The organism is Stenotrophomonas sp. GW821-FHT09E08, assembly GCF_059416125.1.
In genome coordinates this window covers 445517-468331 of the sequence record NZ_JBWKOO010000003.1, presented here as the reverse complement: position 1 = coordinate 468331, position 22815 = coordinate 445517, and the positions used below count along the sequence as shown (strand labels likewise).

The window sequence follows — 22815 nt, the reverse complement described above, 5'->3', positions numbered from 1 at the left end:
ATGCCGCCACGGGCGCCAGCCCCTATAATCGGGGGCCACTTTGCCCGCAGTACCGCCATGACCGCTGAAACGGCCGCCGAACTCCACACGATCATCGATCTGATCCGCTACGGCACCAGCCGTTTCAACGCTGCCGGGCTGACCTTCGGCCACAGCTACGACAACGCGCTGGATGAAGCGACCCAGCTGGTGCTGCACAGCCTGCACCTGCCGCACGATCTGGGCCCGGCCTACGGCCAGGCGCGTCTGCTGCAGGAAGAGAAGGTGCGCGTGCTGGAACTGTTCCAGCGCCGTATCGACGAGCGCATCCCGGCCGCCTACCTGACCGGTGAAGCCTGGTTCGCTGGCTTGAGCTTCAAGAGCGATACGCGCGCCCTGGTGCCGCGCTCGCCGATCGCCGAACTGATCGAATGCGGCTTCGAGCCGTGGTTGGCTGGCCGCGATGTCAGCCGCGCGCTGGACCTGTGCACCGGTTCGGGCTGCATCGCCATCGCCATGGGGCACTACTACCCGAACTGGGAAGTGGACGGCGTGGACCTCAGCGACGACGCACTTTCGCTGGCCACCGAGAACAAGGAACGCCTGCAGGCGCACAACGTGACCCTGCTCAAGTCGGACCTGTTCAACGGCCTGACCGGCCGCCACTACGACCTTATCGTCACCAACCCGCCGTACGTCACCAACGACGAGACCGATGCCCTGCCGCAGGAGTACTCCTACGAGCCGGACATGGGCCTGCGTGCCGGTGACGACGGCCTGGACCTGGTGCTGAAGATCCTGCGCGACGCGCCGCTGCACCTGAGCGAAGACGGCCTGCTGATCTGTGAAGTGGGCGAGTCCGAGCAGCACCTGATCAAGCTGCTACCGGAAGTCGACTTCGCCTGGATCGAGTTCAAGGTCGGCCAGATGGGCATCTTCGCGGTCGAATGCCGCGAGCTGATCGCCCACAGCGCGCGCATCACCGAACTGGCGGCGCAGCGCCCGTGAGCTCCAATTCGTTCGGCAAGCTGTTCACCGTCACCACGTTCGGCGAATCGCACGGGCCGGCCATCGGCTGCGTGATCGATGGCTGCCCGCCGGGGCTGGCGCTGGACGCGGCCGAATTCGCCCACGACCTGCAGCGCCGCGCCACCGGCAAGAGCCGGCACACATCGGCGCGCCGCGAGGCCGATGAGGTCGAGATCCTGTCCGGCGTGTACGAAGGGCTGACCACCGGCACCCCGATCGCACTGCTGATCCGCAACACCGACCAGCGCAGCAAGGATTACGCCAACATCGGCCAGCAGTTCCGCCCGGGCCATGCCGATTACAGCTACTGGCACAAGTACGGCATCCGTGACCCGCGTGGCGGCGGCCGTTCCTCGGCGCGCGAGACCACCATGCGCGTGGCCGCCGGCGTGGTCGCCAAGAAGTGGCTGGCCGAGCGCTTCGGCGTCACCGTGCGCGGCTACCTGTCGCAGCTGGGCGAGATCACCCCGGCCGGTTTCGACTGGTCGGCGGTGGAAGACAACCCGTTCTTCTGGCCGCATGCCGCACAGGTGCCGGAGCTGGAGGCGTACATGGATGCGCTGCGCAAGTCCGGTGATTCGGTCGGCGCCTGCGTGGACGTGGTCGCCGACAACGTGCCGCCCGGCTGGGGCGAGCCGATCTACGGCAAGCTCGACGGTGACCTGGCCGCCGCGTTGATGAGCATCAATGCGGTCAAGGGCGTGGAGATCGGCGACGGTTTCGCCAGCGCCGTGCAGAAAGGCACCGAACACCGTGACCTGCTGACCCCCCAGGGGTTTGCCAGCAACCACGCTGGCGGCATTCTCGGCGGCATTTCCACCGGCCAGCCGGTGGTCGCCTCGATCGTGCTCAAGCCGACCTCCAGCCTGCGCCTGCCCGGCCCGTCGCTGGATACATCCGGCAACGTGGTCGAGGTGGTCACCACCGGTCGCCATGATCCCTGTGTTGGCATCCGCGCCACGCCGATCGCCGAGGCGATGGTGGCGATGGTGCTGATGGACCAGGCGCTGCGCCACCGTGCGCAGTGCGGCGACGTCGGCACCGTCACCCCGCGTATTCCTGGTCAGCTCGATGGCTGACACGCGGCCGACGGTATGGGTGAGCCAGCCGCTGATCGACGCGGCCATCGCGCCGCTGCGCGATCGCGTGCAGCTGCGCAGCACCGACACCGTCACCGCGTGGTCGCCTGAGCAGATCGCCGAACAACTGGCCAGCGCCGACGGCGCGATCATCACCCTCAACGAGCGCATCGGCGCGGCCCAGCTGGCCGATGCCGCGCAGCTGCAGGTGATCGCCAATGTCGGTGTCGGCTACAACAACCTGGACGTCGACGCGCTCAGCGCGGCCGGCATCCTCGCCAGCAACACCCCCGACGTCCTCACCGAAACCACCGCCGATCTCGGCTTTGCGCTGCTGATGGCCACCGCGCGCCGGATCACCGAATCCGAACGTTGGTTGCGCGAGGGGCAGTGGGGCCAGTGGTCGTTCCAGACCATGCTTGGCGCCGACATCCATGGCAGCACGCTGGGCATCCTTGGCATGGGCCGCATCGGCCAGGGCATCGCCCGCCGCGGTGCGCACGGTTTTGGCATGAAGGTGCTTTACCACAACCGTTCGCGCCTGCCGGCCGACACCGAGGCCGCTGTCGGCGCTTCGTATGTGGATCTGGATACGCTGCTGGCGCAGGCCGATCACCTGATCACGGTGCTGCCTTATTCGCCGTCCTCGCATCACATCATCGATGCAGCTGCACTGGCGAAGATGAAGTCGACGGCCACGCTGGTGAACATCGCCCGCGGCGGCATCGTCGACGAACTGGCACTGGCCGACGCACTGGCCAATGGCCGCCTCGCCGCTGCCGGGCTGGATGTGTACGAAGGCGAGCCGACGGTGCGTCCGGAACTGCTGGCGCTGCGCAACGTGGTGCTGACCCCGCATATCGGCAGTGCCTCGCTGGCCACGCGCACGGCGATGGTACAGCTGGCGGTGGATAATCTGCTCGCCGGGCTTGGCCTGGACGGCGCCCCATCGCGCATGCCAAGCGCGATCAACGCTGACGCGGCAATAGCCGCGCGCGTGACGCTGGGCAAAAAAACCGGGAAACGATAGGGAGCCTCCGTGCGTGCCGCTTGAGGAGGTTCCCCGAACCCAGCTGTCGTGCGTGATTTTCCCCATCCCTGTTTTCGTGAGAGTTTCCCCCCATGAGCAATGCACAGCGCAGTTTTCACGTCGCCGTCGTCGGTGCCACCGGTGCCGTCGGCGAGACCATGTTGTCGATCCTGGCCGAGCGAGATTTCCCGGTCGGAACCCTGAGCGTCCTGGCCTCCGAGCGTTCGGCCGGCGGCGAGATCGAGTTCAACGGCCAGAAGGTCAAGGTCCAGGACCTGGCAACCTTCGACCCGAGCGGCGTCGAGATCGCCCTGTTCTCGGCCGGTGGCAGCGTGTCCAAGGAATACGCACCGAAGTTCGCCGCCGCCGGTGCGGTGGTGATCGACAATTCCTCGGCCTTCCGTTACGACGATGACGTGCCGCTGGTGGTGTCCGAGGTCAATCCAGAGCAGGTCGCCAACCGTCCGCGCGGCATCATCGCCAACCCGAACTGCTCGACCATGCAGATGCTGGTGGCGTTGGCGCCGCTGCACCGCAAGTACGGCATCGAGCGCATCAACGTCTCGACCTACCAGTCGGTGTCCGGTGGCGGCCGTTCGGCGACGGAAGAGCTGGGCAAGCAGACCGGCCAGCTGCTGAGCTTCCAGGAGATCGATCCGCAGCGCTTCCCGGTGCAGATCGCCTTCAACCTGATCCCGCACATCGACGACTTCCAGGACAACGGCTTCACCAAGGAAGAAATGAAGCTGGTCTGGGAAACCCGCAAGATCCTCGGCGACGACAGCATCCTGGTGAACCCGACTGCAGTGCGCGTGCCGGTGTTCTATGGTCACTCCGAGTCGGTAGCGATCGAAACCCGTGACAAGGTGACCGTCGCCGAAGCACGCGCGCTGCTGGAGCAGTCGCCGGGTATCGAAGTGGTCGATCGCCACGAGGCTGGCGGCTACCCGACCCCGGTCACGCATGCGTCGGGCACCGACGCAGTGTACGTCGGTCGCATCCGTGAGGACCTGTCGCATCCGCGCGGCCTGAACCTGTGGATCGTGTCGGACAACGTGCGCAAGGGCGCGGCACTGAACGCCGTGCAGCTGGCCGAGCTGGTCGCCGCCGAACAGCGCTGATCACATCGGTTGCCTCACCGGTAGTGCCGGCCGCTGGCCGGCATTGCCCTGATCCACCAGCTGAAGGGATTGCCGGCCAGTGGCCGGCACTACCTCAAGGGTCTTTCCGGTGGGTGCGGACTCCGGTCCGCACGCTTTATAGTGTCGCCCATGAATAAACGGGCCAAGGGCGCAAAGCGCCCGCTCAGCTATCTTTCCGCCGCGCTGCTGGCCCTGGCCAGCAGTTCGGCGCTTGCCTTGGGCTTGGGTGACATCCGTGTCCTGTCCAAGCCGGGCCAGCCCCTGCTGGCAGAAATCCCGGTGATCTCGGCCGACCCGTCCGAGCTGGAAAACCTGCGCGTGGCGCTGGCGTCACCAGTCACCTTCGAACGCGTGGGCCTGCAACGGCCGACCGGGCTGGTCAGCGAGCTGCAGTTCGAACTGACCCGCAATGCACAGGGCAGGGCAGTGGTGCGGGTGACCTCGCAGGCACCGGTCGAGACCCCGTCGCTGAGCTTCCTGATCGAGGCCGACTGGGGCCAGGGCCGGCTGGTGCGCGAGTACTCGGCGCTGGTCGATGCACCGTCCAGTGCGCTGGCCGTGGCCGAACCGGAGATCGTTGCTCCTGCAGGCACCCTGTCCAACACCATCACGCGGGACGCGGCGCCTGAGCCTGCAGCAGCCGAAACGGCAAGCGTGCCAGCGCCCGTGCGTGCATCCACCGCTGCGCCGGTGCCGGCTCGCCCGCGTACAGCAGCTACACCGGTTGCCGCGCCGTCAGCCGATGGCAGTGTCACCGTGCAGCGCGGGCAGACCCTGTCGCAGATCGCCGGCGCGGTGGCACGTGGCAACCAGATCAGCCGCGACCGCGCGATGATCGCCCTGCTGCGCGCCAATCCCGAAGCCTTCATCCGGGGCAACGTGAACCTGCTCAAGCAGGGCGCGGTGCTGCGCATGCCGGGCAGTGATGCGCTGGCAGCTGTCGATGCCGCCGACGCCGCTGCGCTGGTGCGCGAGCACGCCGCGCAATGGCGGCAGGCGCGTACCGTGCCGCAACCGGCGGGCACGGTCGCCCCGGTCGCCAAGGCGGTCGCGGCCACCGATTCCTCCCCGGCTGCGGCCAACGGGGCACGACTTGAGATCGCTCCGGCGCTGGCGTCCGACGCCGCGCGTGCGGGCACAACCACCGGCACCGCTGCCGGCAGCGAGGGTGACATGCTGGGCAACGAACAACTGCGCCAGGCGCGTGAGGACATCGCCACCCGCGATGCCGAGATCGGCGAGTTGAAGCAGCGCGTGGCCGACCTGGAAGCGCTGAAGCAGCAGCAGCAGTCGCTGATTGCCATGAAGGACAACGATCTGGCCGCCGCGCAGCAACGCCTCGCGCAGGCCCCCGGTGCCCGCGACGCAGCAACGCCATGGTACTGGCTGGGCCTGCCGGTGCTGCTGCTGGCGGCCGCTGCGGCGTGGCTGCTGCGCCGTCGCAAGCCGTCGCCATTGCCGCCGTTGCGTGAAGAAGACGATGCCACCGGGCTTGCTGCGGCGGTTCCGGCTGGAGCCGCGCTGGATACCCTGGCCGAGCAGTCTTCATGGTCGTCGGTGGTTGCCGAAGGGGGCCGCCAGGAGCCGGCGATGCCAGCGTGGGCCACCGAAACCGAGCTCGAAACGCATGACCCGTCGCATGCCGAGCCGACGGCCCATCAAGCAGTGCAGGCCGACTGGCAGGTCGAGACGCTGCGCGCAGCGGATGTGGTGGAGCTGCCTGCGGCAGTGACCGAACAGCCGCGCTGGGACGAGCCAGCGTCCGGACATGACGACGGGCTTGTCGTCGAACAGCACCCTGACGAACCGGCGGTGCAGGAAGCCGCTGCCGACGTCGGTGTGCCGGACTATGCGCTGCACGCCGAACAACAGCCGCAGTTCCGTGGCGTATTTGACCTGCCGGCGGAGTCGCATGAGGTCGAGGCAGTGGTCGACCGCGTCCACCATGACCGCATCGACAACGCGCACACTGATGACGTCGCTACGACGGATGCCGCACCCACCAACGATGCTGGCTGGTCACCGCGTGCTGGCCAGGAGCGCCTGGAACTGGCCATCGCCTATCTCGACCTGGGTGACGCACAGACTGCGCGTACCCTGCTGCTGGAAGTCGCCGAAGGCGGCGACCTGCACAGCCAGGCACAGGCCCGGGAACTGCTGGCCCGCCTGCCGTGACCGAACCTGCCGACAAGGACCGTGCCATGAGCCGCGAGCGCCGCATCGATTACGTTGAATTCGCTTCCAGCGATCCGGCCGCCAGCCGTGCATTCTTCGAGAAAGTGTTTGGTTGGTCATTCGTCGACTACGGCAGCGATTACACCGCCTTCGACGACGGCCGCCTGCAGGGCGGTTTCTTCCGCGGCCAGCCACAGCGGGCCACGGAAGGTGGCGCACCGCTGCTGGTGCTGTATGCCGATCAGTTGGCGCCGGTCGAAGCGGCCGTGCGTGATGCCGGCGGCGTGATCGTGCGCCCGGTGTTCTCTTTCCCCGGCGGCAGCCGCTTCCAGTTCGTCGAGCCCGGTGGCAATGAACTGGCGGTCTGGTCCGAACGCGACCCGGCCTGAGCGTCACCCCCTCCGCAACTTCGAGGTAGCACATGCGTTACGCGCTTGGCGTCGAGTATGACGGCAGCGATTTCAGGGGCTGGCAGAACCTGGGCGAAGGTGGTCCCAGCGTGCAGGCCAGCCTTGAACAGGCCTTGTCCTCGGTGGCGGACACGCCGCTGCAGGTGGTCTGTGCCGGTCGTACCGATGCCGGTGTGCACGGCCAATGCCAGGTCGTGCATTTCGATACCGACGTGGTGCGCGATCCGCGCGCCTGGATGCTGGGCACCACTACCCGTCTGCCGCGTTCGATCGCAGTGCGCTGGTGTGTTCCGGTCACCGACGATTTCCATGCCCGGTTCTCGGCGCGCGCGCGCCGCTACCGCTACCGACTGCTCAACCGCGAAGTGCGGCCGGCGCTCGAGCGGCAGACCCTGAGCTGGGAGCGGCGTGCGCTGGACGAGACGCTCATGCACACCGCCGGACAGGCCCTGCTCGGCGAGAACGACTTCAATGCATTCCGCTCGGTCCAGTGCCAGGCGCTGCACGCGCGGCGTGAGCTGCAGTCGCTGCAGGTCAGCCGCCACGGCGAGGTGATCGAAGTCTCAGTACAGGGCAATGCATTCCTTCATCACATGGTCCGCAATATCGTCGGTTCGTTGATCCTGGTGGGCAGCGGCGAAAAACCGGTGGAATGGATCGCTGAACTGCTGGCCGGGCGTGATCGCACCGTAGCCGGTCCCACCGCACCGCCGCAGGGCCTGGTGTTCCTTGGGCCCCTGTACCCCGACAACTGGCATCTGCCCGCCGAGGTCACGCTATGAGCCGTTCCTACTACCGTACGCGCATCAAGTTCTGTGGCATGACCCGTGCCGGCGACGTCCGCCTGGCCGGTGAGCTGGGCGTGGACGCAGTGGGTTTCATCTTTGCCCGCGAGAGCAGTCGCCGGGTCGCTCCGGCCGAAGCGCGCGCGATGCGCCAGGCGATCGCACCGATGGTCGACGTGGTGGCGCTGTTCCGCAACAACAGCAAGGAAGAGGTGCGTGAGGTGCTGCGCACGGTGCGGCCGACCCTGCTGCAGTTCCACGGTGAGGAAGACGAGAGCTTCTGCCGCAGCTTCAACATGCCGTACCTGAAGGCGATCGCCATGGGCGGGCGTGAAGAGGTCAACGCACGCACCCTGCAGCTGCGCTACCCCAGCGCGGCCGGCTTCCTGTTCGACAGCCATGCGCCGGGCGGCGGTGGCGGTACCGGCGTGGCGTTCGACTGGAGCCGCGTCCCGACCGGACTGCATCGTCCGTTCCTGCTGGCCGGAGGCCTGAACCCGGAAAACGTCTACGACGCCGTGCTGGCGACGCTGCCGTGGGGCGTGGACGTCTCCAGCGGCATCGAGCTGGAGCCGGGCATCAAGGACGGCTACAAGATGCGCACCTTCGTCGAGGAAGTGCGCCGCGCCGATTGCACCGTTCTGGAGTGATCCGCGTCACCTGAGGGGGCGCCCGGAATGTCATCGGCGACGGTGCATTCCGCCGGGTCTGTCTCCTTGGCGGGTGTGCGTAGCCTGCGAGCGTGGCCTGTAGCGCGCCGCGCCTTGAAGGCCGGCATCTCCTGAATGCGACGAGCATCACGCTTCCGGCTGATTCAGGTTCCAGCGCCAAAAAGTCGACAGCCTCCAAACATCTGATCGGACACAATGCGCCCAGCCTGTCACGGTTGGGTGCGACGCTGCGTGCGTGTCGCTGGCAGCACCCTCGAGATACGCCTTACCTTTCGAACGAGGACGCAATGGATATGCCCCATCTCTCTTCCCGCCGTATCCGCCTGGCTCGCCTGGCGATCGTGCCCGGCCTGCTGCTTGCCCTGGGCGCGTGTGCGGCCGGTGACTCATCCGCCCCGGGCACATCGGCACCGGCTGCTGCCACACCGGCAGCCGCACCTGCCACGGCACCTGCCACGGTTCCGGCGGCAGCACCGGCTGCCGACGGCCTGGCTGCGCTGATCCAGGCCAGCGGTGTGAAATGCAGCAACGCGAGTACAGGCAGCGGCTGCACGGCCGGCGATGTGGACAGCGGTGATTTCTACGATGTCGAATTGTCGCCGGACTGTGGCGACCAGGGTTTCTTCGCTGGCGTGGCCGACGCCAAGGGCGTGGAGACATTGAATGCGGTGCCGTCCACCGGCAGTAAGGTCAGCGTGACCGCGAAGCTGTCGAAGGGGCAGCTGGTCTGTGTGCAGGGCATCGGGCGCGCCGGACAGAACCCGCTGTTCTATTACGTCGTTGCGGTTCCCGCTGCGACAGTCGGGAAGTGCAAGGGAAACACATTGTGTGACACCTATGGCGACAGGCCGAACACTGGCCTGGCGAACACGGGGGGCGAGGCCTGCCATGCGGCGGCGCCGGGACATTACGCCGGGAACTGCGCACAGGGTTGGGTCAGTGCGGACGCGCTCGACGTGTTTTCCAACGGAATGTAATCACCGTCAGGGGAGCGGTCCAATCAACCACTGGCAAAGGAACAGCTCATGTCGGATCCAAAAATCACCCGGCTGGTCAGCAGCGTAGGTACCACGCGCACGCTGGAAATGGACGATGGCAGCGTCGTCGAACGATCAGGTGGCAGCGTCTCGTGGCGCAACAACAATCCTGGCAATCTCAAGTTCGAATTCGCCGGCAGCGCGGACAAAACGGTCACCAATCCGCGTACCCGCGAGCAGGCACTGGAATCGGCGCAGGGGCGCTACAAGGGCGTGGTCGATCTCGACCAGTGGGGCAACGCGGTTTTCGAGAGCTATGAAGCCGGCCGGGTGGCGAAGATCCAGCTGCTCGAACGTCGGTTCGGCGACAAGACCGTAGAGGAAATGCTGCCGAGCTACTCCACGAAGGATTACAGCGGCACCACCCACCACAAGGAACAGGCGGCCACCATCTATGCCGAAGGCGATCGCCAGGGCGTCGACCTGCGCTCGAAGACCGTCGGCCAGATGAGCGTGCGCGAGCGCGAGGTGCTGGCAGATGGCATCCGCCGTTTCGAGGGCTGGCAGCCGGGTGAGGTCGCCACGTTGCAGCAACCCACGCGCACTCAGTCGGCCGCGCCGGTGCAGACACAGACCCAGGCGCAGGTACAGGCGCCTTCGGCGACGGCGCCCGCTGTGGGCCAGGCCGCGGCTGCAGTCGGCGGTGCCGCGGTCTACAACGAGGCCTATCAGCATTTCATGGCCTCGGGCCGCCAGTACGAATACGGGCGCCCGGACCATCCACGTCCCGGGCGCGACAGCAGCCGGCTGGAGCGTGACCTCGATGGTGACGGACGCTTCGGCGTGGATTGCTCGGCATTCGTATGGCGCGGCCTGAAGAACGCGGGTTACGACGTGCGTGGCGAGAATGCTGGCGGGTTCACTACCTCGACGCTGTTCAATGGTGCGAACACCACGGCTTACGCACGCGAGCATTTCGATGTGACCTCGGCTGCGGAAGCACGCAAGCCGAAAGGATCGCTGAAGCAGGGCGACATCCTGATGTTCTCCTCGTCGCAGGGCCAGCATGTCGGCATTTTCAAAGGCTACGATGCACAGGGAAACATCCAGTTCATCGGTTCGCAGGGAAGCACCGGGCCGGCCGAAGTCACCATCCGGCCAGGCGGGTACTGGGATGGCGGTAGCACCCGCATCGTTGGTGCGCTGACACCGAAGCCGGAATTCCAGGTGCGCGCGCCGCTGCACGGCAGTGGCGAACCTGCGCTGTCCCGGCCTGCCGCCAGCGTGCAGCCGGCTGCATCGCACCCCGCGGCCAATGAGGTGATGAAGCAGGGCCAGCGTGGCGCCGACGTGCAGGCGTTGCAGCAGACCCTCAACCAGCTCGGCGTGCGTGATGCACAGGGCCATCGATTGTCAGAGGATGGCCGTTTCGGTGACCACACCCGCGAAGCGGTGATCGCGCTCCAGAAACATCAGGGGCTGGTGGCCGATGGAATTGTCGGTCGCCAGACCACTGCCGCACTGGCGGCGGACCGTGTGCAGGGCCATGAACCTGCAGCGGCTGTGCCGAAAGGGCCGTCGCTGAACGATGCATCGCATCCGGACCACGGACTGCACAACGCCGTCCGCAGCAAGCTTCCCAGCGTGTTCTCCGAAGAAGCTGCGGCCAATATCACCCTGCATGCAAAGCAGAACGGTATCGACGCGGCCGATAAGCTGCAGAGCATCACGGTGCAGGATGGCAAGGCGTTCGTGATGGGCACGACGCCGGGTTTCCGCACCGCGGTCGACCTGGCCCAGGCGCCGCCGTCGCTGGAGCAGACCAGTGCCAAGCTACTTGCAGATCCGTCGCATCAGCAGCAGGTGCATGAGGAGCAGCAGCGGGTCGCGATGGGCGGTCGCTGAGGAATGTATTGCCGGCTCCGGGTGGTGAACGCCGCCCGGGGCCTCGCCTCATCGCAGTTGCGCTGCTGCCCAGTCGGCCAGGGCATCCACGCGCGCATCGACCGGGCCGTCCGGCCGCGCCAATACCCAGAAGCCACCCGTGGCGGCAAATCCCCACGGCGCGACCAGCCGGCCCGCCGCCAGATCCTCCGCGACCAGCGGCTCGGGCGCGATCGCAGGGCCCAGCCCGGCCACAGCCGCCTCAAGCAGGTAGTACAGGTGCTCGAAGGCAGTGCCCAGCTGCAGTCTGGACGTTTCCAGGCCGTGCGCCTGCGCCCACGCCGGCCACGCCTGTGGCCGTGAGCTGGTGTGCAGCAGTGTCTCCTTCAGCAGTGCAGACGGCGGCACGTTGCGCAGGCGCAGTGCCGCCGGATGCGAGGGGGCCACCACCACTCCGACCCGTTCCGCTGCCAGTTCGCGCACCTGCCAACCGCGTGGCCACGGTCCCTGTGCAAGCAGCAGCACCGCATCCAGTGCCGCCTGCGCCTCGGTGAAGCTGCCGTCCAGCGCCGACCATTGCAGGCGCACGCCGGGCAAGGCGGCCTGCAGCGCGGGCAGGCGCGGGATCATCCAGCGCGCGAGCACGCTGCCACTGCAACCCAGGACCAGTACCGGAGAGGCCGCGGGTCGTCCCAGCTCGCGCACGCAGTCCTCGATGCCGGTGAAGGCTTCGCTGCAGGCGGCCTGTAGACGGATGCCCGCAGTGGTCAGGCGCAGGCCACGGCCGGCACGCTGGAACAGCGCCAGGCCGAGGTGGTCTTCCAGCAGCTTCAGCTGCCGGCTGACCGCACCGTGGGTGACGTGCAGGTCCTGTGCAGCGCGGCCAACCCCGCCCAGACGGGCGGTGGCCTCGAAGGCGCGCAGCGCATTGAGCGGTGGCAGCAGGGAGCGGCTCATGTGAGATTTCCTGACGATATACGCGAGATAATATCGATTTTCCGGTCACGACCCGTGCGCTAGAGTATCCACCTGTCTCGAACCAGCGGTCGCTTCCATGTCTGCCTCCCCCATTGCCGACTACCACGCCTTCCCGGATGCCCAGGGCCACTTCGGCCGCTACGGCGGCAGCTTCGTCGCCGAAACCCTGGTCGGCCCGCTGCAGGAACTGGCCCAGGCCTATGACCAGGCCCGCCAGGATCCGGAATTCCAGCTGGCCTACGACCGCGACCTGGCCCATTACGTGGGCCGGCCGAGCCCGATCTACCACGCGCAGCGCCTGAGCGACCATGTCGGCGGCGCGCAGATCCTGCTCAAGCGCGAGGACCTGAACCACACCGGCGCGCACAAGATCAACAACACCATCGGCCAGGCGCTGCTGGCGGCGCGGATGGGCAAGAAGCGCATCATCGCCGAGACCGGCGCAGGCCAGCATGGCGTGGCCAGTGCCACCGTCGCCGCACGGCTGGGCCTGGAATGCGTGGTGTACATGGGCGCCACCGACATCGAGCGGCAGAAGATCAATGTCTACCGCATGAAGCTGCTGGGCGCGACGGTGGTGCCGGTCACCTCCGGCTCGGCCACCCTGAAGGATGCGCTCAACGAAGCGATGCGCGACTGGGTGACCAATGTGCAGGACACCTTCTACATCATCGGTACAGTCGCCGGCCCGGATCCCTATCCGCGCATGGTGCGCGATTTCAACGCCATCGTCGGCCGCGAAGCACGCGAGCAGATGCTGGCCGAGTACGGCCGCCTGCCCGATGCGATCACCGCCTGCGTCGGCGGCGGCAGCAATGCGATCGGCCTGTTCCATGCCTTCCTCAATGATCGTCAGATCGAAATCGTCGGTGCCGAAGCGGCCGGTGATGGTATCCATACCGGTCGCCATGCGGCCTCGATTGCTGCCGGTCGCCCCGGGGTACTTCATGGCAACCGCACCTACGTGCTGTGCGACGACGACGGCCAGATCATCGAGACCCATTCGGTGTCGGCCGGCCTGGACTACCCGGGCGTCGGCCCGGAGCACGCGTTCCTGGCCGACAGCGGCCGCGCGCGCTACCTGGGCATCACCGATGAGGAGGCCCTGCAGGCCTTCCATCTGCTGGCGCACACCGAGGGCATCCTGCCGGCGCTGGAATCCAGCCACGCGTTGGCGCAGGCGATGAAGCTGGCACGCGAGCGTCCGCGCGATCAGATCGTGCTGTGCAACCTGTCCGGCCGTGGTGACAAGGATGTGCACACCATCGCCGCGCGCGAAGGCCTGGTGCTGTGAGCGCGCGTCTGCGAAGCAGCGGCGTGCTTCTGCTGGCCTTCGGCCTGGCGGCATGCCAGCCGCCGGAACCGCCGGTGCTGGCACCGGCGGCCAAGGCCACCACGCAACCGGTGCAGCAACCGGCGGCCAATGATGACCTCGACCCGATGGCGCGCACGCCGATCGACGATCCGCCCTCCACGGAAGAGACCAACAGCGATGACGCGCCGGCGGTGGTCTCGGTGGCGCTGGACCATGCCGGCGAGGTGCTGATCGGACAACACATGACGGATCTGAAGGCATTCGGGCCGTGGACGGCACAAGGAGCGGTCGAAGCGCTCGGCGGAAGCTGCGAGTACTACGACGGCAAGGGGCTGCCGCCCGGCGTGTCGATGATGACCGACGAAGATCGCGTGGTCCGTTTCGACCTCGGCCTGGATCCGGAGAGCGGGGCGCCGACCCAGCAGCCGGGCCCGTTCGGCCTGCGCGTCGGCATGACCCGCGCCCAGGCGGTTGCCCGGTTTCCGAAGCCGCCTGTGTCCAGCCCGCATGCCTACGATGGCGAGCAGGGCGAGTACCTGACCTGGCAGGACCCGGGCTCGGCCCTTGGCATCCGCGTGGAACTGTTTGAAGGGAGGGTCATCCAGATGTACTGGGGGACCAGCGATGCGATTGAACTGATTGAAGGATGTGCCTGAGATGCCTGTTTCCCGACTCGATGCCTGTTTCCAGCGCCTGCGCGCGCAGCAGCGCAAGGCGCTGATCCCTTTCATCACGGCAGGTGATCCCTCGCTGGAGGCGACCGTGCCGGTGATGCATGCACTGGTCGGAGCCGGTGCCGATGTGATTGAGCTGGGCGTGCCGTTCTCCGACCCGATGGCCGACGGCCCGACCATTCAGCGCAGCTCCGAGCGCGCGCTGGCACGCGGTGCTGGCAGCCGTTACGTGCTGCGGGCGGTGGCGCAGTTCCGCGAGCGCGACGCGCAGACCCCGGTGGTACTGATGGGCTACCTGAACCCGGTGGAGATCCATGGCTACGCAGCATTCGCCAGGAACGCCGTGGACGCCGGTGTCGATGGAGTGCTGCTGGTCGACCTGCCGCCGGAAGAAGCCGGTGAGGCGCAGCAGGCCTTCGATGCAGCCGGCCTGGCGCTGGTGCTGCTGGCCTCGCCGACCACCAGCGAGGCACGTGCCGACAAGCTGCTGGCATTGGCGCGTGGTTACCTTTACTACGTCAGCTTCGCTGGCGTCACCGGTGCCTCCGAGCGGCTGGACAGCGATGCCGCAAGCGCTCGGCTGCAGGCCCTGCGCGCGCGCGCATCGGTGCCGGTGGTGGCAGGTTTCGGCATCAAGGATGCAGCCAGTGCTGCGGCCATGGCCCGCCAGGCCGATGGCGTGGTGGTCGGCAGCGCGCTGGTCGCCGCGCTGGCTGAGGCGGGCTCGGTGGAACAGGCCGCGCAGCGTGCCGCTGCCTTCCTGGCCCCGCTGCGGCAGGCATTGGACCAGTAACGGTAGCGCCGGGCCATGCCCGGCGGTGCCGGGCGCAAGGGGATCCGCCGGGCATGGCCCGGCACTACCCGCGCGGCGTTGCCGCGCTAAACGTACGTCCCAGCATGGTTTTTCCCGGCCTTCCGCCGGTGGCACAGGGGGTGCACGGGCAGGGAAAGCGGAGCTAGACTGTCCGCCTTTGCGGCCCATGGGCCGCCCTGAACGGAAGTGTCCTCCCGCATGAGTTGGCTCAGCAAGTTGATGCCGTCCGGCATCCGCACCGACAACACCCCCAGCAAGAAGCGCAGCGTCCCCGAGGGCCTGTGGGAAAAGTGCAGCAACTGCGGCAGCGCGTTGTACCGGCCAGAACTGGAAGAGAACCTGGAGGTCTGCCCGAAGTGCGGCCACCACATGGCGATCCGTGCACGTGCGCGGCTGGCAGCGTTGTTCGACGCCGACAGCACCACCGAGATCGCTGCGCGCCTGGGCCCGACCGACCTGCTCAAGTTCAAGGACCAGAAGAAGTACAGCGAGCGCATCAAGATCGCGCAGAAGAACACCGGTGAGTACGACGCGCTGATCGCCATGCGCGGCCTGCTCAAGGGCCGTGCGCTGGTGGCCTCGTCGTTCGACTTCGCCTTCATGGGCGGCTCGATGGGTTCGGTGGTGGGTGAGCGTTTCTCGCTGGCTGCCGAAACTGCAGTCGAGATCGGCGCTCCTTACGTGTGCTTCTCGCAGAGTGGTGGCGCGCGCATGCAGGAAGGCCTGTTCTCGCTGATGCAGATGGCCAAGACCTCTGCAGCGCTGGGCAAACTGCGTGAAGCCGGCCTGCCGTTCATTTCGGTGCTGACCCACCCGACCACCGGTGGCGTGTCGGCATCGTTTGCGATGCTGGGCGACATCAACATCGCCGAGCCGCAGGCACTGATCGGTTTCGCCGGCCCGCGCGTGATCGAACAGACCGTGCGCGAAAAGCTGCCGGAAGGCTTCCAGCGTTCGGAGTTCCTGCTCGAGCACGGCGCCATCGACCAGATCTGCGACCGCCGTGAAATGCGTGACCGTCTCGCCGGCCTGCTGGCGATGCTGGGCCGTCAGCCGGCGCCGGAGGTGGCGTGATGGGAGGCCGCAAGTACTTCGGTACTGATGGCATCCGTGGGCGGGTCGGCCAGGGCGTGATCTCGGCCGACTTCGTGCTGCGTCTGGGCAACGCCCTGGGCCGGGTGCTGGTGGCCCAGCGTGGCCAGGACGGGCGCCGGCCGATCGTGATCATCGGCAAGGACACCCGCATTTCCGGCTACATGTTCGAAGCGGCGCTGGAGGCTGGGCTGGTCGCCGCCGGTGCTGATGTGCAGCTGCTGGGGCCGATGCCGACCCCGGCCGTGGCCTTCCTGACCCGCACGCTGGGCGTGGATGCCGGCATCGTCATCAGTGCTTCGCATAACCCGCACTACGACAACGGCATCAAGTTCTTCTCCGCCCAGGGCGAGAAGCTCGACGATGCCACCGAGCTGGCGCTGGAAGCGGCACTGGATGTTCCGTTCACCACCGCCGAATCGGAGAAGCTGGGCAAAGCTTCGCGTGCACGTGAGGCGGTCGGCCGCTACATCGAATTCTGCAAGGCCAGCGTGCCGCGTGCATTCGACCTGCGTGGCGTGCGCCTGGTCCTGGACTGTGCGCATGGGGCCACCTACCAGATCGCACCGCTGCTGTTCCGTGAGCTCGGTGCGGAAGTGATCGGTATCGGTGCTGAACCCAACGGCGTCAACATCAACGCCGGCGTCGGTTCCACCCATATCGACAACCTGGCGGCCAAGGTCCGCGAGACCCGCGCCGATCTCGGCATCGCCTTCGATGGCGATGGCGACCGCGTGCTGATGGCCGATGACCAGGGCAATCCGGTCGACGGTGATGACCTGCTGTACATCCTGGCACGTGCGTGGAAGGACGAAGGTCGCCTGCGCGGTCCGGTGGTCGGTACGCTGATGAGCAACTACGGTGTGGAGAAGGCCTTCGCTGATCTGCAGATTCCGTTCCTGCGCAGCAACGTCGGTGACCGCTACGTGCACCAGGCGCTGATCGAAGGCGGTGGCGTGCTCGGCGGTGAAGCGTCGGGACACCTGCTGTGCCTGGATCGGGCCACCACCGGCGATGGCATCGTCAGTGCCCTGCAGGTGCTGGTGGCGCTGCGCAACAACGGCCAGACCCTGCGCCAGGCGCTGAAGGGGCTGGTGCGGGTGCCGCAGAAGACGGTGAACGTGCGGCTGGGCAATGTCTCGGCCAAGGCCACGGTGCAGGCTGAAAGCGTGCAGTCTGCGCTCGCCGACGCGCAGCAGGCGGTGGCCGGTCGTGGTCGTGCCTTCCTGCGTCCTTCCGGTACCGAGCCGGTGGTGCGGGTTACGGTGGAAGCTGACGACGCGACGCTGATGCAGGACACGCTCGATCGCCTGTCTGCCGCGGTACGCGCCGCCGCCAGCTGAGGCTGCCGCGCGGTGAAATGAAAACGCCCCGGGAAGCCGGGGCGTTTTTCTTTGCGCGGGCGGTGCACGCGGTACTCAGGGCCCCGGCACCATCTTCTTCTGCCGCGCCTTGAAACCATTGAACAGTGGCCCGATCAGCGGGTTGTAGCTCAGCCTGATGCGCTTGCGCAGCCAGCTGGCCGGCCGGTTGCGGATGGCGAACCGATAGATGCGTTCCGGGTCGCCTCCGACCAGGTTGCGGCCGAAAGGATGAGTGGTGTGCAGGTAGCGGAAGCCGTGCTCGCGCGCCACCTCGATGTGGTCCTGGTCGAAATCGCCATAGGGCCAGCACAGCGTGTCCGAGACTTGGCCCAGCTTGTCCTGCAGGACCTCGCGCGAAACCGCCAGGTCGTGGCTCAGGCCTGCGCGGCGCTGCGCACGGTCCAGGTCGGTGCGGCGCAGCCAGCGCGTATGGGTATGGGTATGGCAATGCATCTCGAAGGTGCCGGCGGCAATGCTGGCGCGCGCTTCGCTCCAGCGCATCATCACATCGTCGCTGCGGTCCTGTTCGTAGATCGCCGCTTCGCAGCCCCGGTGGTCCGGGGTGGCAGGCAGCGTTGCCCCTTCGATGCCAGCATGCGGGCGTTCCGGGCCTTCGCCCATCCAGCCGGTGACCACGAACACCACTGCGTGCATGCCGTACTTGTGCAGGATCGGATGCGCATACACCCAGTTGTCCAGGTAGCCATCGTCGAAGGTGATCACGATTGATTTGCGTGGTACCGGCTTGCCGGCGAGGAAGCCGGCATATTGGTCCAGCGTCAGCGACGTCCAGCCATTGCCGGCCAGCCACGCGATCTGGCTCTCGAAGTTTTCCGGCGACACCGTGATCATGCCCGGTGAAGGACTGACGTGATGGTGCATCAGCACCGGTACGGTTCGGGCCTCAGCCATGTCCCAGCTCCTTCAGCCACTGGTGGTAATAGTGTTCGGTGGTCTCGCCGTGACCGTCCGGGGTGAAACGGTGTGCGCTGTGCATCCAGTCCCAGCCGGCGCGGCCCATCTGCCGACGCCGCTGTGGATCGTCCACCAGCAGGCGCAGGGCACCGGTCAAGGCTGCATTGTCGCCCAGGCGGGTGAGGATCGCATTGCTGCCATCAACCACCATTTCCGGTACGCCGCCGACCCGGGTGGCCACGATCGGTACACCGACATAGGCCGCTTCCAGGAATACGGTACCGGCCGCTTCCTTGTGCGAGGCGAGGGCGAAGATGTCGAAGCCGGCCATCAGGCGGCAGGCGCCATCGCGGTATCCCAGCAGGTGTACCTGCTGCTGCACTCCATGCTCTGCGCACAGCGCCTGCAGCCGTTCCATCACCTGTTGGCCATCGCCGACGATGACCAGATGCAGGTCCGGGTTGGCTTTGAACAGGGGAACCATCGCCTGCAGCAGGTCGGCATGGCCCTTGGGCTCACGCAGCACCGCCACGCAGCCGACCACGATGTCCTGTTCGCCGAAACCGAGCTCGGCACGCACTTGCGCGCGCACCTCCTGCAGGCACTGCCAGGGATCGGCCTTGCGGATCTCGCTCCAGCGCGGCGGCACCGCGATCGGCGGCACGATGCCGATATGCTCGGCCGGTATGCCACGGTCGGCCAGCAGTTGCTTGACGAAACTGCTGACGGTCAGAACCCGGTGTGGAAGCCTGGTATAGGTCAGCAGCGAATTGACCGGACTCATCAGATGGCGCGAGCGCACCACCAGCGGCGTACCGCCCAGACGCGCACCTGCAGCGGCGATCAGCGCGTCACGGCGGCTGGTGGTATTGACCACGTCGTAACGTTCGCGGCGGACCAGTCGTGACACCGACCAGATGCCGCGCAGCAGGCGGGCGAGCCCGCCCATGCGCAGCGCGTGCACGGTGAAACCGTCATCACGCGCCAGCTTGGCCAGCCGTGCATCCGGCTGGCACAGCAGCGACACATCATGGCCGCGCGCACGCATCACCTGCATGTGGCGGAAGATGTAGATCTCCTGCCCGCCCATTCCCTTGGCGGCTTCGGTATGCAGGATGCGCAGCGGACGGTTCATGCGGGATGATCCTTGGGGGTCAGCGGTTGCGGAAGCGGGTCAGCGCTTCCCATGCAGAGCGGACGGCGGCGGAGTCCGGGACCTGCTGAGGCAGCGGGCGGTAACGCAGGTCAAGCGCCGTTGCGTTGCCGAATTTGTCGAACACGTAGATGGCGTCGCCGTGGCGGACCGCGCGTTGCGACCAGCTTTCCACCACCAGTGCGCGTTGGCCCGTGGGTTCGCCCAGCAGGTCCTGGCCGGTGCTGAAGTCGGTCAGCGCGTTCTCGCAGCCCAGTGCGTGGCGCATCAGGGTCGGCACCCAGTCTTCGTGGGAACTGGTGCGTGTCTGAATGCCGCTGGCCTGGCCTGGCCAGTGCAGTACGAACGGCACCTGCAGCTGGTAATCGGAGAAGTTGCCGTTGTGGCCCCAGTAGTTCAGCTTGAGGTCGTTGAATTCTTCGGCGTGATCACCGGTGACCAGGACGATGGTGTCCTCGGCCAGGCCCTGCGCGCGCAAGTCGTCCAGCAATGAGCCGATAAGACTGTCGGCGTAGTGCACGGCGGTGCGGTAGCGGTTGAGCTCCGGCGTCGGGTCGTGGTCGGGGCCGAATTTCAGGAAGTCGATTTCCTTGGCCATCGGTGTGGCCACCGGCGGATAGCTGGCAGGCAGGTGGTAGCCAGCGTGGGTGGAGTCGAGGAACACGAAACCGAACCAGGGCTGCTGTGCCGCCTGGCTGGTACGGATGTCCTTCTGCAGCGCAGCGACGATGGCACGGTCGCGGCCATCCGGGCCGAGTTCGGACGGTCCTTGATGCAGCTGATCGCGGACGTCGGCAAACACGGTGCGGTCGAATTCGGGGCTGTACAGCGGCGCACTGCCATACAGGTGCAGGTCGTAGCCCTGTTGGCGCAGTACCTGGAACAGCTGCGAGCCACGCTGTTCGTCCAGCATGCTCTGCCAGTAGCCACCGGGCAGGCCGTAGAGCAGGCCGAACAGGCCATAGCGGGTGGCGTTGCCGGTGCTGAAGTGGTGGTCGTATACACGCGACCCCTGTGCCAGCGCCGAGGCATTGGGCATCAGCTGGGGGGTCAGGACGTCGTGGCGCAGCGACTCCAGCACCACCATCAGCACGTTGGGGCGGTGCGGGTTCTGGCAGCGCAGCGGCTGCAGCGGATACTGCAACTGGGCGTGGCGCGGATCTGGCAGCCCGGCCTGCTGTTCGCTGACCACACCGAGCTTGCGCATGAAGCTCTTGGCGGTGATCGGCTGTGCCCACGGCAGATAGTTCCACTGCGCGATCACATCGCGGTCGCCGCGGGCATCGTAGTAGGCGGTGGCGACCTGGCCGCCGGCCATCAGCAGTGCGACCACCGCCCAGGCCTGCAGTACCGTGCGCCGACGGGGCAGGGCTGGCAGCAGCTTCCAGCAGGCCCAGGCCAGCAGGCCTTCGGCGGTGAAGATGGCGGCCACCAGCAGGCCCGCCTGCAGCCAGGTTTTCCAGGACAGCGCTACCTGGTCCTGCAGTGCGCCACCGAAGACCATGTTCACCACCATGGCATTGAGGTGGAAGCGGTACAGGGTGAACACCTTGGCGTCGACCAGCAGCAGGCACAGCCACAGGCCCTGCAGCAGCACTGCACTGACACTCAGGATGCGTGCGTTGCGCTGCCAGAGTCCCAGCAGCAGTGGCAACAGGCCGGCCAGCGCGCCGAATGCCAGCAGATGGCCGGGCAGGGCGACGGACAGGTAAACCAGGCCGATTGCGCCACCGGGGTTGTCGGTCAGCGGCACGTTCCCAACAGTGATGGCTGCGGCCAGGATCGCGTTGCCGGCCACGAACAGCGACCACCAGGCCAGCCGGCGCCAGTGGCGGGCGGTATCTGCTACGGGCGTGGTGTCGGCTGGGTCGGAGGGCATGGTGCGGGCGGGGTCGGGTGGCTGGAAGAAACGCGCGGCACCAACGTGATTGAATCGTTAAATGTGCTCGGGTCGCGCATTGTATCGGTTTGTTTCCTTGTATCGAGTCGCGTTCGCCGGGCGATCTGTCACAATGTTCAGGCGGGCCCTGAATGCGCAGGCCCGTTTCAGACCCAACGACAAGCCAGGAACCGCTGTGAGCCAGATCCCGACCCTCGACATCACCCGTTTCGACAGCGACCGCGAAGCCTTCGTGGCCGAGCTGGGCGCGGCCTACCGCCAATGGGGATTCGCGGGCATCCGCAACCACGGCATCCCGCAGGCCGACATCGACGCGGCCTACGGTGCCTTCAAGGCCTTCTTCGCCCTGCCGGATGAGGTCAAGCGCAAGTACCACGTGGCCGGCAGCGGCGGCGCCCGCGGCTACACCCCGTTCGGTGTTGAAACCGCCAAGGGTTCCAAGCACTTCGATCTGAAGGAGTTCTGGCACATCGGCCGCGAGATCGCTGACGACTCCAAGTACCGCGACGTGATGGCCCCGAACCTGTGGCCGACCGAGGTCGAGGGCTTCCGTGAGCGTGGCTACGGCCTGTACCAGGCGCTGGACAACCTGGGTTCGCGCGTGCTGTCGGCGCTGGCCCTGCACATCGGCCTGCCGGAGAATTTCTTCGCCGACAAGACCAATTTCGGCAACTCGATCCTGCGTCCGATCCATTACCCGCCGATCACCACCGACGACATCCCGAACGTGCGTGCGGGCGCCCATGGCGACATCAACTTCATCACCCTGCTGGTCGGCGCCAGTGCCGCCGGCCTCGAAGTGCAGTCGCATGATGGCGAGTGGGTGCCGTTCACTTCGGACGCCGACACCATCGTGGTCAACATCGGCGACATGCTGCAGCGCCTGACCAACCATGTGTATCCGTCGACCATCCACCGCGTGGTCAACCCCCCGGGTGAGCTGGCGCGCCAGCCGCGCTACTCGGTGCCGTTCTTCCTGCACCCGAACCCGGACTTCCTGATCGATGTGCTGCCGTCCTGCATCACCCCGGAGAACCCGAGCCGGTACCCGGAGCCGATCACCGCCCACGGCTTCCTCGAGGAGCGCCTGCGCGAGATCAAGCTGAAGTAATGAGAAGTGAAGGCCGCCGAAAGGCGGCCTTTTTCTTTGTAGGGCTGCGCCCTGCACCCGCAGAGGCCGAAGCCAAAGCCAAAGCCAAAGCGGCTCTGGGATGTTCCGTGGGGAGGCGGGGAGGTGTCGGATGGCGGGGACGCCGTGAACCCGTCCATGGGGGCTTGGCCGCGGGATCCATGCCGCGGACACCCCGCCATCCGACACCTCCCCGCCTTCGACAGTTTCCCGGTGACGGCGGGTAACTCGCGATTTCCGGTAGGTGTCGACCTTGGTCGACACGGTAGATCCACGCCATGCGTGTGGGGTAGGGGTCAGATCCCTTTTCCGCAGGAAAA

The 22815-nt window shown here is 66.8% G+C and carries 20 protein-coding genes; 16 read left to right on the top strand and 4 right to left on the bottom strand.

Annotated features, from left to right (window positions below):
• Window positions 1-57 precede the first annotated feature (57 nt).
• The 10 genes from prmB (at window position 58) to AC07M7_RS06835 (ending at window position 11182) form a co-directional block, all read left to right on the top strand.
• Window positions 58-987, top strand: coding sequence for a 50S ribosomal protein L3 N(5)-glutamine methyltransferase (prmB, locus tag AC07M7_RS06880; RefSeq protein ID WP_136639376.1), 930 nt, complete (start codon window positions 58-60; stop codon window positions 985-987).
• On the top strand, window positions 984-2087 hold the full coding sequence (aroC, locus tag AC07M7_RS06875; protein WP_136639377.1) for a chorismate synthase: 1104 nt from the start codon (window positions 984-986) through the stop codon (window positions 2085-2087). The genes prmB and aroC overlap by 4 nt, the downstream gene beginning before the upstream one ends.
• Complete coding sequence (locus tag AC07M7_RS06870; RefSeq protein ID WP_136639378.1) at window positions 2080-3117, top strand: 2-hydroxyacid dehydrogenase; 1038 nt, start codon at window positions 2080-2082, stop codon at window positions 3115-3117. Before aroC ends, AC07M7_RS06870 begins: the two co-directional genes overlap by 8 nt.
• Window positions 3118-3209: 92 nt before the next feature.
• Entirely contained in the window at window positions 3210-4238 is a 1029-nt protein-coding gene (locus AC07M7_RS06865; RefSeq protein WP_482997739.1) for an aspartate-semialdehyde dehydrogenase, read from the top strand.
• Window positions 4239-4388: 150 nt separating this feature from the next.
• Complete coding sequence (locus AC07M7_RS06860) at window positions 4389-6434, top strand: FimV/HubP family polar landmark protein (RefSeq protein ID WP_495206996.1); 2046 nt, start codon at window positions 4389-4391, stop codon at window positions 6432-6434.
• 26 nt (window positions 6435-6460) lie between these two features.
• On the top strand, window positions 6461-6823 hold the full coding sequence (locus tag AC07M7_RS06855) for a VOC family protein (protein WP_253078243.1): 363 nt from the start codon (window positions 6461-6463) through the stop codon (window positions 6821-6823).
• 32 nt (window positions 6824-6855) lie between these two features.
• The gene (gene truA, locus AC07M7_RS06850) at window positions 6856-7626 is read left to right on the top strand and encodes a tRNA pseudouridine(38-40) synthase TruA (protein ID WP_495206995.1); all 771 of its coding nucleotides are present in this window, start codon (window positions 6856-6858) and stop codon (window positions 7624-7626) included.
• Window positions 7623-8279, top strand: a complete 657-nt coding sequence (locus tag AC07M7_RS06845; protein WP_135274607.1) for a phosphoribosylanthranilate isomerase — start codon at window positions 7623-7625, stop codon at window positions 8277-8279. The genes truA and AC07M7_RS06845 overlap by 4 nt, the downstream gene beginning before the upstream one ends.
• A gap of 308 nt (window positions 8280-8587) precedes the next feature.
• Window positions 8588-9277 carry a hypothetical protein gene (locus tag AC07M7_RS06840; RefSeq protein ID WP_495206994.1) on the top strand — a complete coding sequence of 230 codons (690 nt, stop codon included), beginning with the start codon at window positions 8588-8590 and terminating at the stop codon, window positions 9275-9277.
• A 48-nt stretch (window positions 9278-9325) separates the two neighbouring features.
• Entirely contained in the window at window positions 9326-11182 is a 1857-nt protein-coding gene (locus AC07M7_RS06835; RefSeq protein ID WP_495206993.1) for a C40 family peptidase, read from the top strand.
• A gap of 48 nt (window positions 11183-11230) precedes the next feature.
• Here the strand turns inward: AC07M7_RS06835 and AC07M7_RS06830 are convergent, their stop codons facing one another.
• On the bottom strand, window positions 11231-12118 hold the full coding sequence (locus AC07M7_RS06830; RefSeq protein WP_253078225.1) for a LysR family transcriptional regulator: 888 nt from the start codon (window positions 12116-12118) through the stop codon (window positions 11231-11233).
• Between the two features lie 97 nt (window positions 12119-12215).
• On the opposite strand from AC07M7_RS06830, the gene trpB reads away from it, so the two are divergent.
• The 5 genes from trpB to glmM all read left to right on the top strand — a co-directional run bounded on the left by trpB (window position 12216) and on the right by glmM (window position 17377).
• Window positions 12216-13433 carry a tryptophan synthase subunit beta gene (gene trpB, locus AC07M7_RS06825; protein WP_495206992.1) on the top strand — a complete coding sequence of 406 codons (1218 nt, stop codon included), beginning with the start codon at window positions 12216-12218 and terminating at the stop codon, window positions 13431-13433.
• Window positions 13430-14110: a hypothetical protein gene (locus AC07M7_RS06820; RefSeq protein ID WP_478473779.1), complete on the top strand. Its 681-nt coding sequence runs from the start codon at window positions 13430-13432 to the stop codon at window positions 14108-14110. Before trpB ends, AC07M7_RS06820 begins: the two co-directional genes overlap by 4 nt.
• A 1-nt stretch (window position 14111) precedes the next feature.
• Window positions 14112-14921, top strand: a complete 810-nt coding sequence (gene trpA / locus AC07M7_RS06815; protein WP_253078222.1) for a tryptophan synthase subunit alpha — start codon at window positions 14112-14114, stop codon at window positions 14919-14921.
• Between the two features lie 219 nt (window positions 14922-15140).
• Window positions 15141-16016, top strand: a complete 876-nt coding sequence (accD, locus tag AC07M7_RS06810; RefSeq protein WP_495206991.1) for an acetyl-CoA carboxylase, carboxyltransferase subunit beta — start codon at window positions 15141-15143, stop codon at window positions 16014-16016.
• Window positions 16016-17377: a phosphoglucosamine mutase gene (gene glmM, locus AC07M7_RS06805; protein WP_136639387.1), complete on the top strand. Its 1362-nt coding sequence runs from the start codon at window positions 16016-16018 to the stop codon at window positions 17375-17377. The genes accD and glmM overlap by 1 nt, the downstream gene beginning before the upstream one ends.
• A gap of 75 nt (window positions 17378-17452) precedes the next feature.
• Here the strand turns inward: glmM and AC07M7_RS06800 are convergent, their stop codons facing one another.
• From AC07M7_RS06800 to AC07M7_RS06790, 3 genes are read right to left on the bottom strand one after another with little or no spacing between them, the layout of a single operon-like run.
• A complete protein-coding gene (locus AC07M7_RS06800) occupies window positions 17453-18310 on the bottom strand; it encodes a polysaccharide deacetylase family protein (RefSeq protein WP_136639388.1) in 858 nt (285 codons plus the stop codon).
• Complete coding sequence (locus AC07M7_RS06795; protein WP_426355540.1) at window positions 18303-19448, bottom strand: glycosyltransferase family 4 protein; 1146 nt, start codon at window positions 19446-19448, stop codon at window positions 18303-18305. The genes AC07M7_RS06800 and AC07M7_RS06795 overlap by 8 nt, the downstream gene beginning before the upstream one ends.
• A 19-nt stretch (window positions 19449-19467) precedes the next feature.
• On the bottom strand, window positions 19468-21345 hold the full coding sequence (locus AC07M7_RS06790) for a DUF3413 domain-containing protein (RefSeq protein ID WP_295379512.1): 1878 nt from the start codon (window positions 21343-21345) through the stop codon (window positions 19468-19470).
• Between the two features lie 196 nt (window positions 21346-21541).
• Between AC07M7_RS06790 and AC07M7_RS06785 the strand changes: the two genes are divergently transcribed.
• The gene (locus tag AC07M7_RS06785; protein WP_136639391.1) at window positions 21542-22477 is read left to right on the top strand and encodes an isopenicillin N synthase family dioxygenase; all 936 of its coding nucleotides are present in this window, start codon (window positions 21542-21544) and stop codon (window positions 22475-22477) included.
• The last annotated feature ends 338 nt before the right edge of the window (window positions 22478-22815 follow it).

Bases quoted from the DNA above. Each gene is read 5' to 3' on its own strand.
- AC07M7_RS06830 (WP_253078225.1), bottom strand. From the start codon at position 12,118: ATGAGCCGCTCCCTGCTGCCACCGCTCAATGCGCTGCGCGCCTTCGAG.
- AC07M7_RS06870 (WP_136639378.1), top strand. From the start codon at position 2,080: ATGGCTGACACGCGGCCGACGGTATGGGTGAGCCAGCCGCTGATCGAC.
- trpA (WP_253078222.1), top strand. From the start codon at position 14,112: ATGCCTGTTTCCCGACTCGATGCCTGTTTCCAGCGCCTGCGCGCGCAG.
- AC07M7_RS06840 (WP_495206994.1), top strand. From the start codon at position 8,588: ATGGATATGCCCCATCTCTCTTCCCGCCGTATCCGCCTGGCTCGCCTG.
- AC07M7_RS06865 (WP_482997739.1), top strand. From the start codon at position 3,210: ATGAGCAATGCACAGCGCAGTTTTCACGTCGCCGTCGTCGGTGCCACC.
- AC07M7_RS06795 (WP_426355540.1), bottom strand. From the start codon at position 19,448: ATGAACCGTCCGCTGCGCATCCTGCATACCGAAGCCGCCAAGGGAATG.
- trpB (WP_495206992.1), top strand. From the start codon at position 12,216: ATGTCTGCCTCCCCCATTGCCGACTACCACGCCTTCCCGGATGCCCAG.
- AC07M7_RS06855 (WP_253078243.1), top strand. From the start codon at position 6,461: ATGAGCCGCGAGCGCCGCATCGATTACGTTGAATTCGCTTCCAGCGAT.
- AC07M7_RS06835 (WP_495206993.1), top strand. From the start codon at position 9,326: ATGTCGGATCCAAAAATCACCCGGCTGGTCAGCAGCGTAGGTACCACG.
- AC07M7_RS06790 (WP_295379512.1), bottom strand. From the start codon at position 21,345: ATGCCCTCCGACCCAGCCGACACCACGCCCGTAGCAGATACCGCCCGC.
- AC07M7_RS06860 (WP_495206996.1), top strand. From the start codon at position 4,389: ATGAATAAACGGGCCAAGGGCGCAAAGCGCCCGCTCAGCTATCTTTCC.
- prmB (WP_136639376.1), top strand. From the start codon at position 58: ATGACCGCTGAAACGGCCGCCGAACTCCACACGATCATCGATCTGATC.
- accD (WP_495206991.1), top strand. From the start codon at position 15,141: ATGAGTTGGCTCAGCAAGTTGATGCCGTCCGGCATCCGCACCGACAAC.
- glmM (WP_136639387.1), top strand. From the start codon at position 16,016: ATGGGAGGCCGCAAGTACTTCGGTACTGATGGCATCCGTGGGCGGGTC.
- AC07M7_RS06800 (WP_136639388.1), bottom strand. From the start codon at position 18,310: ATGGCTGAGGCCCGAACCGTACCGGTGCTGATGCACCATCACGTCAGT.
- AC07M7_RS06845 (WP_135274607.1), top strand. From the start codon at position 7,623: ATGAGCCGTTCCTACTACCGTACGCGCATCAAGTTCTGTGGCATGACC.
- truA (WP_495206995.1), top strand. From the start codon at position 6,856: ATGCGTTACGCGCTTGGCGTCGAGTATGACGGCAGCGATTTCAGGGGC.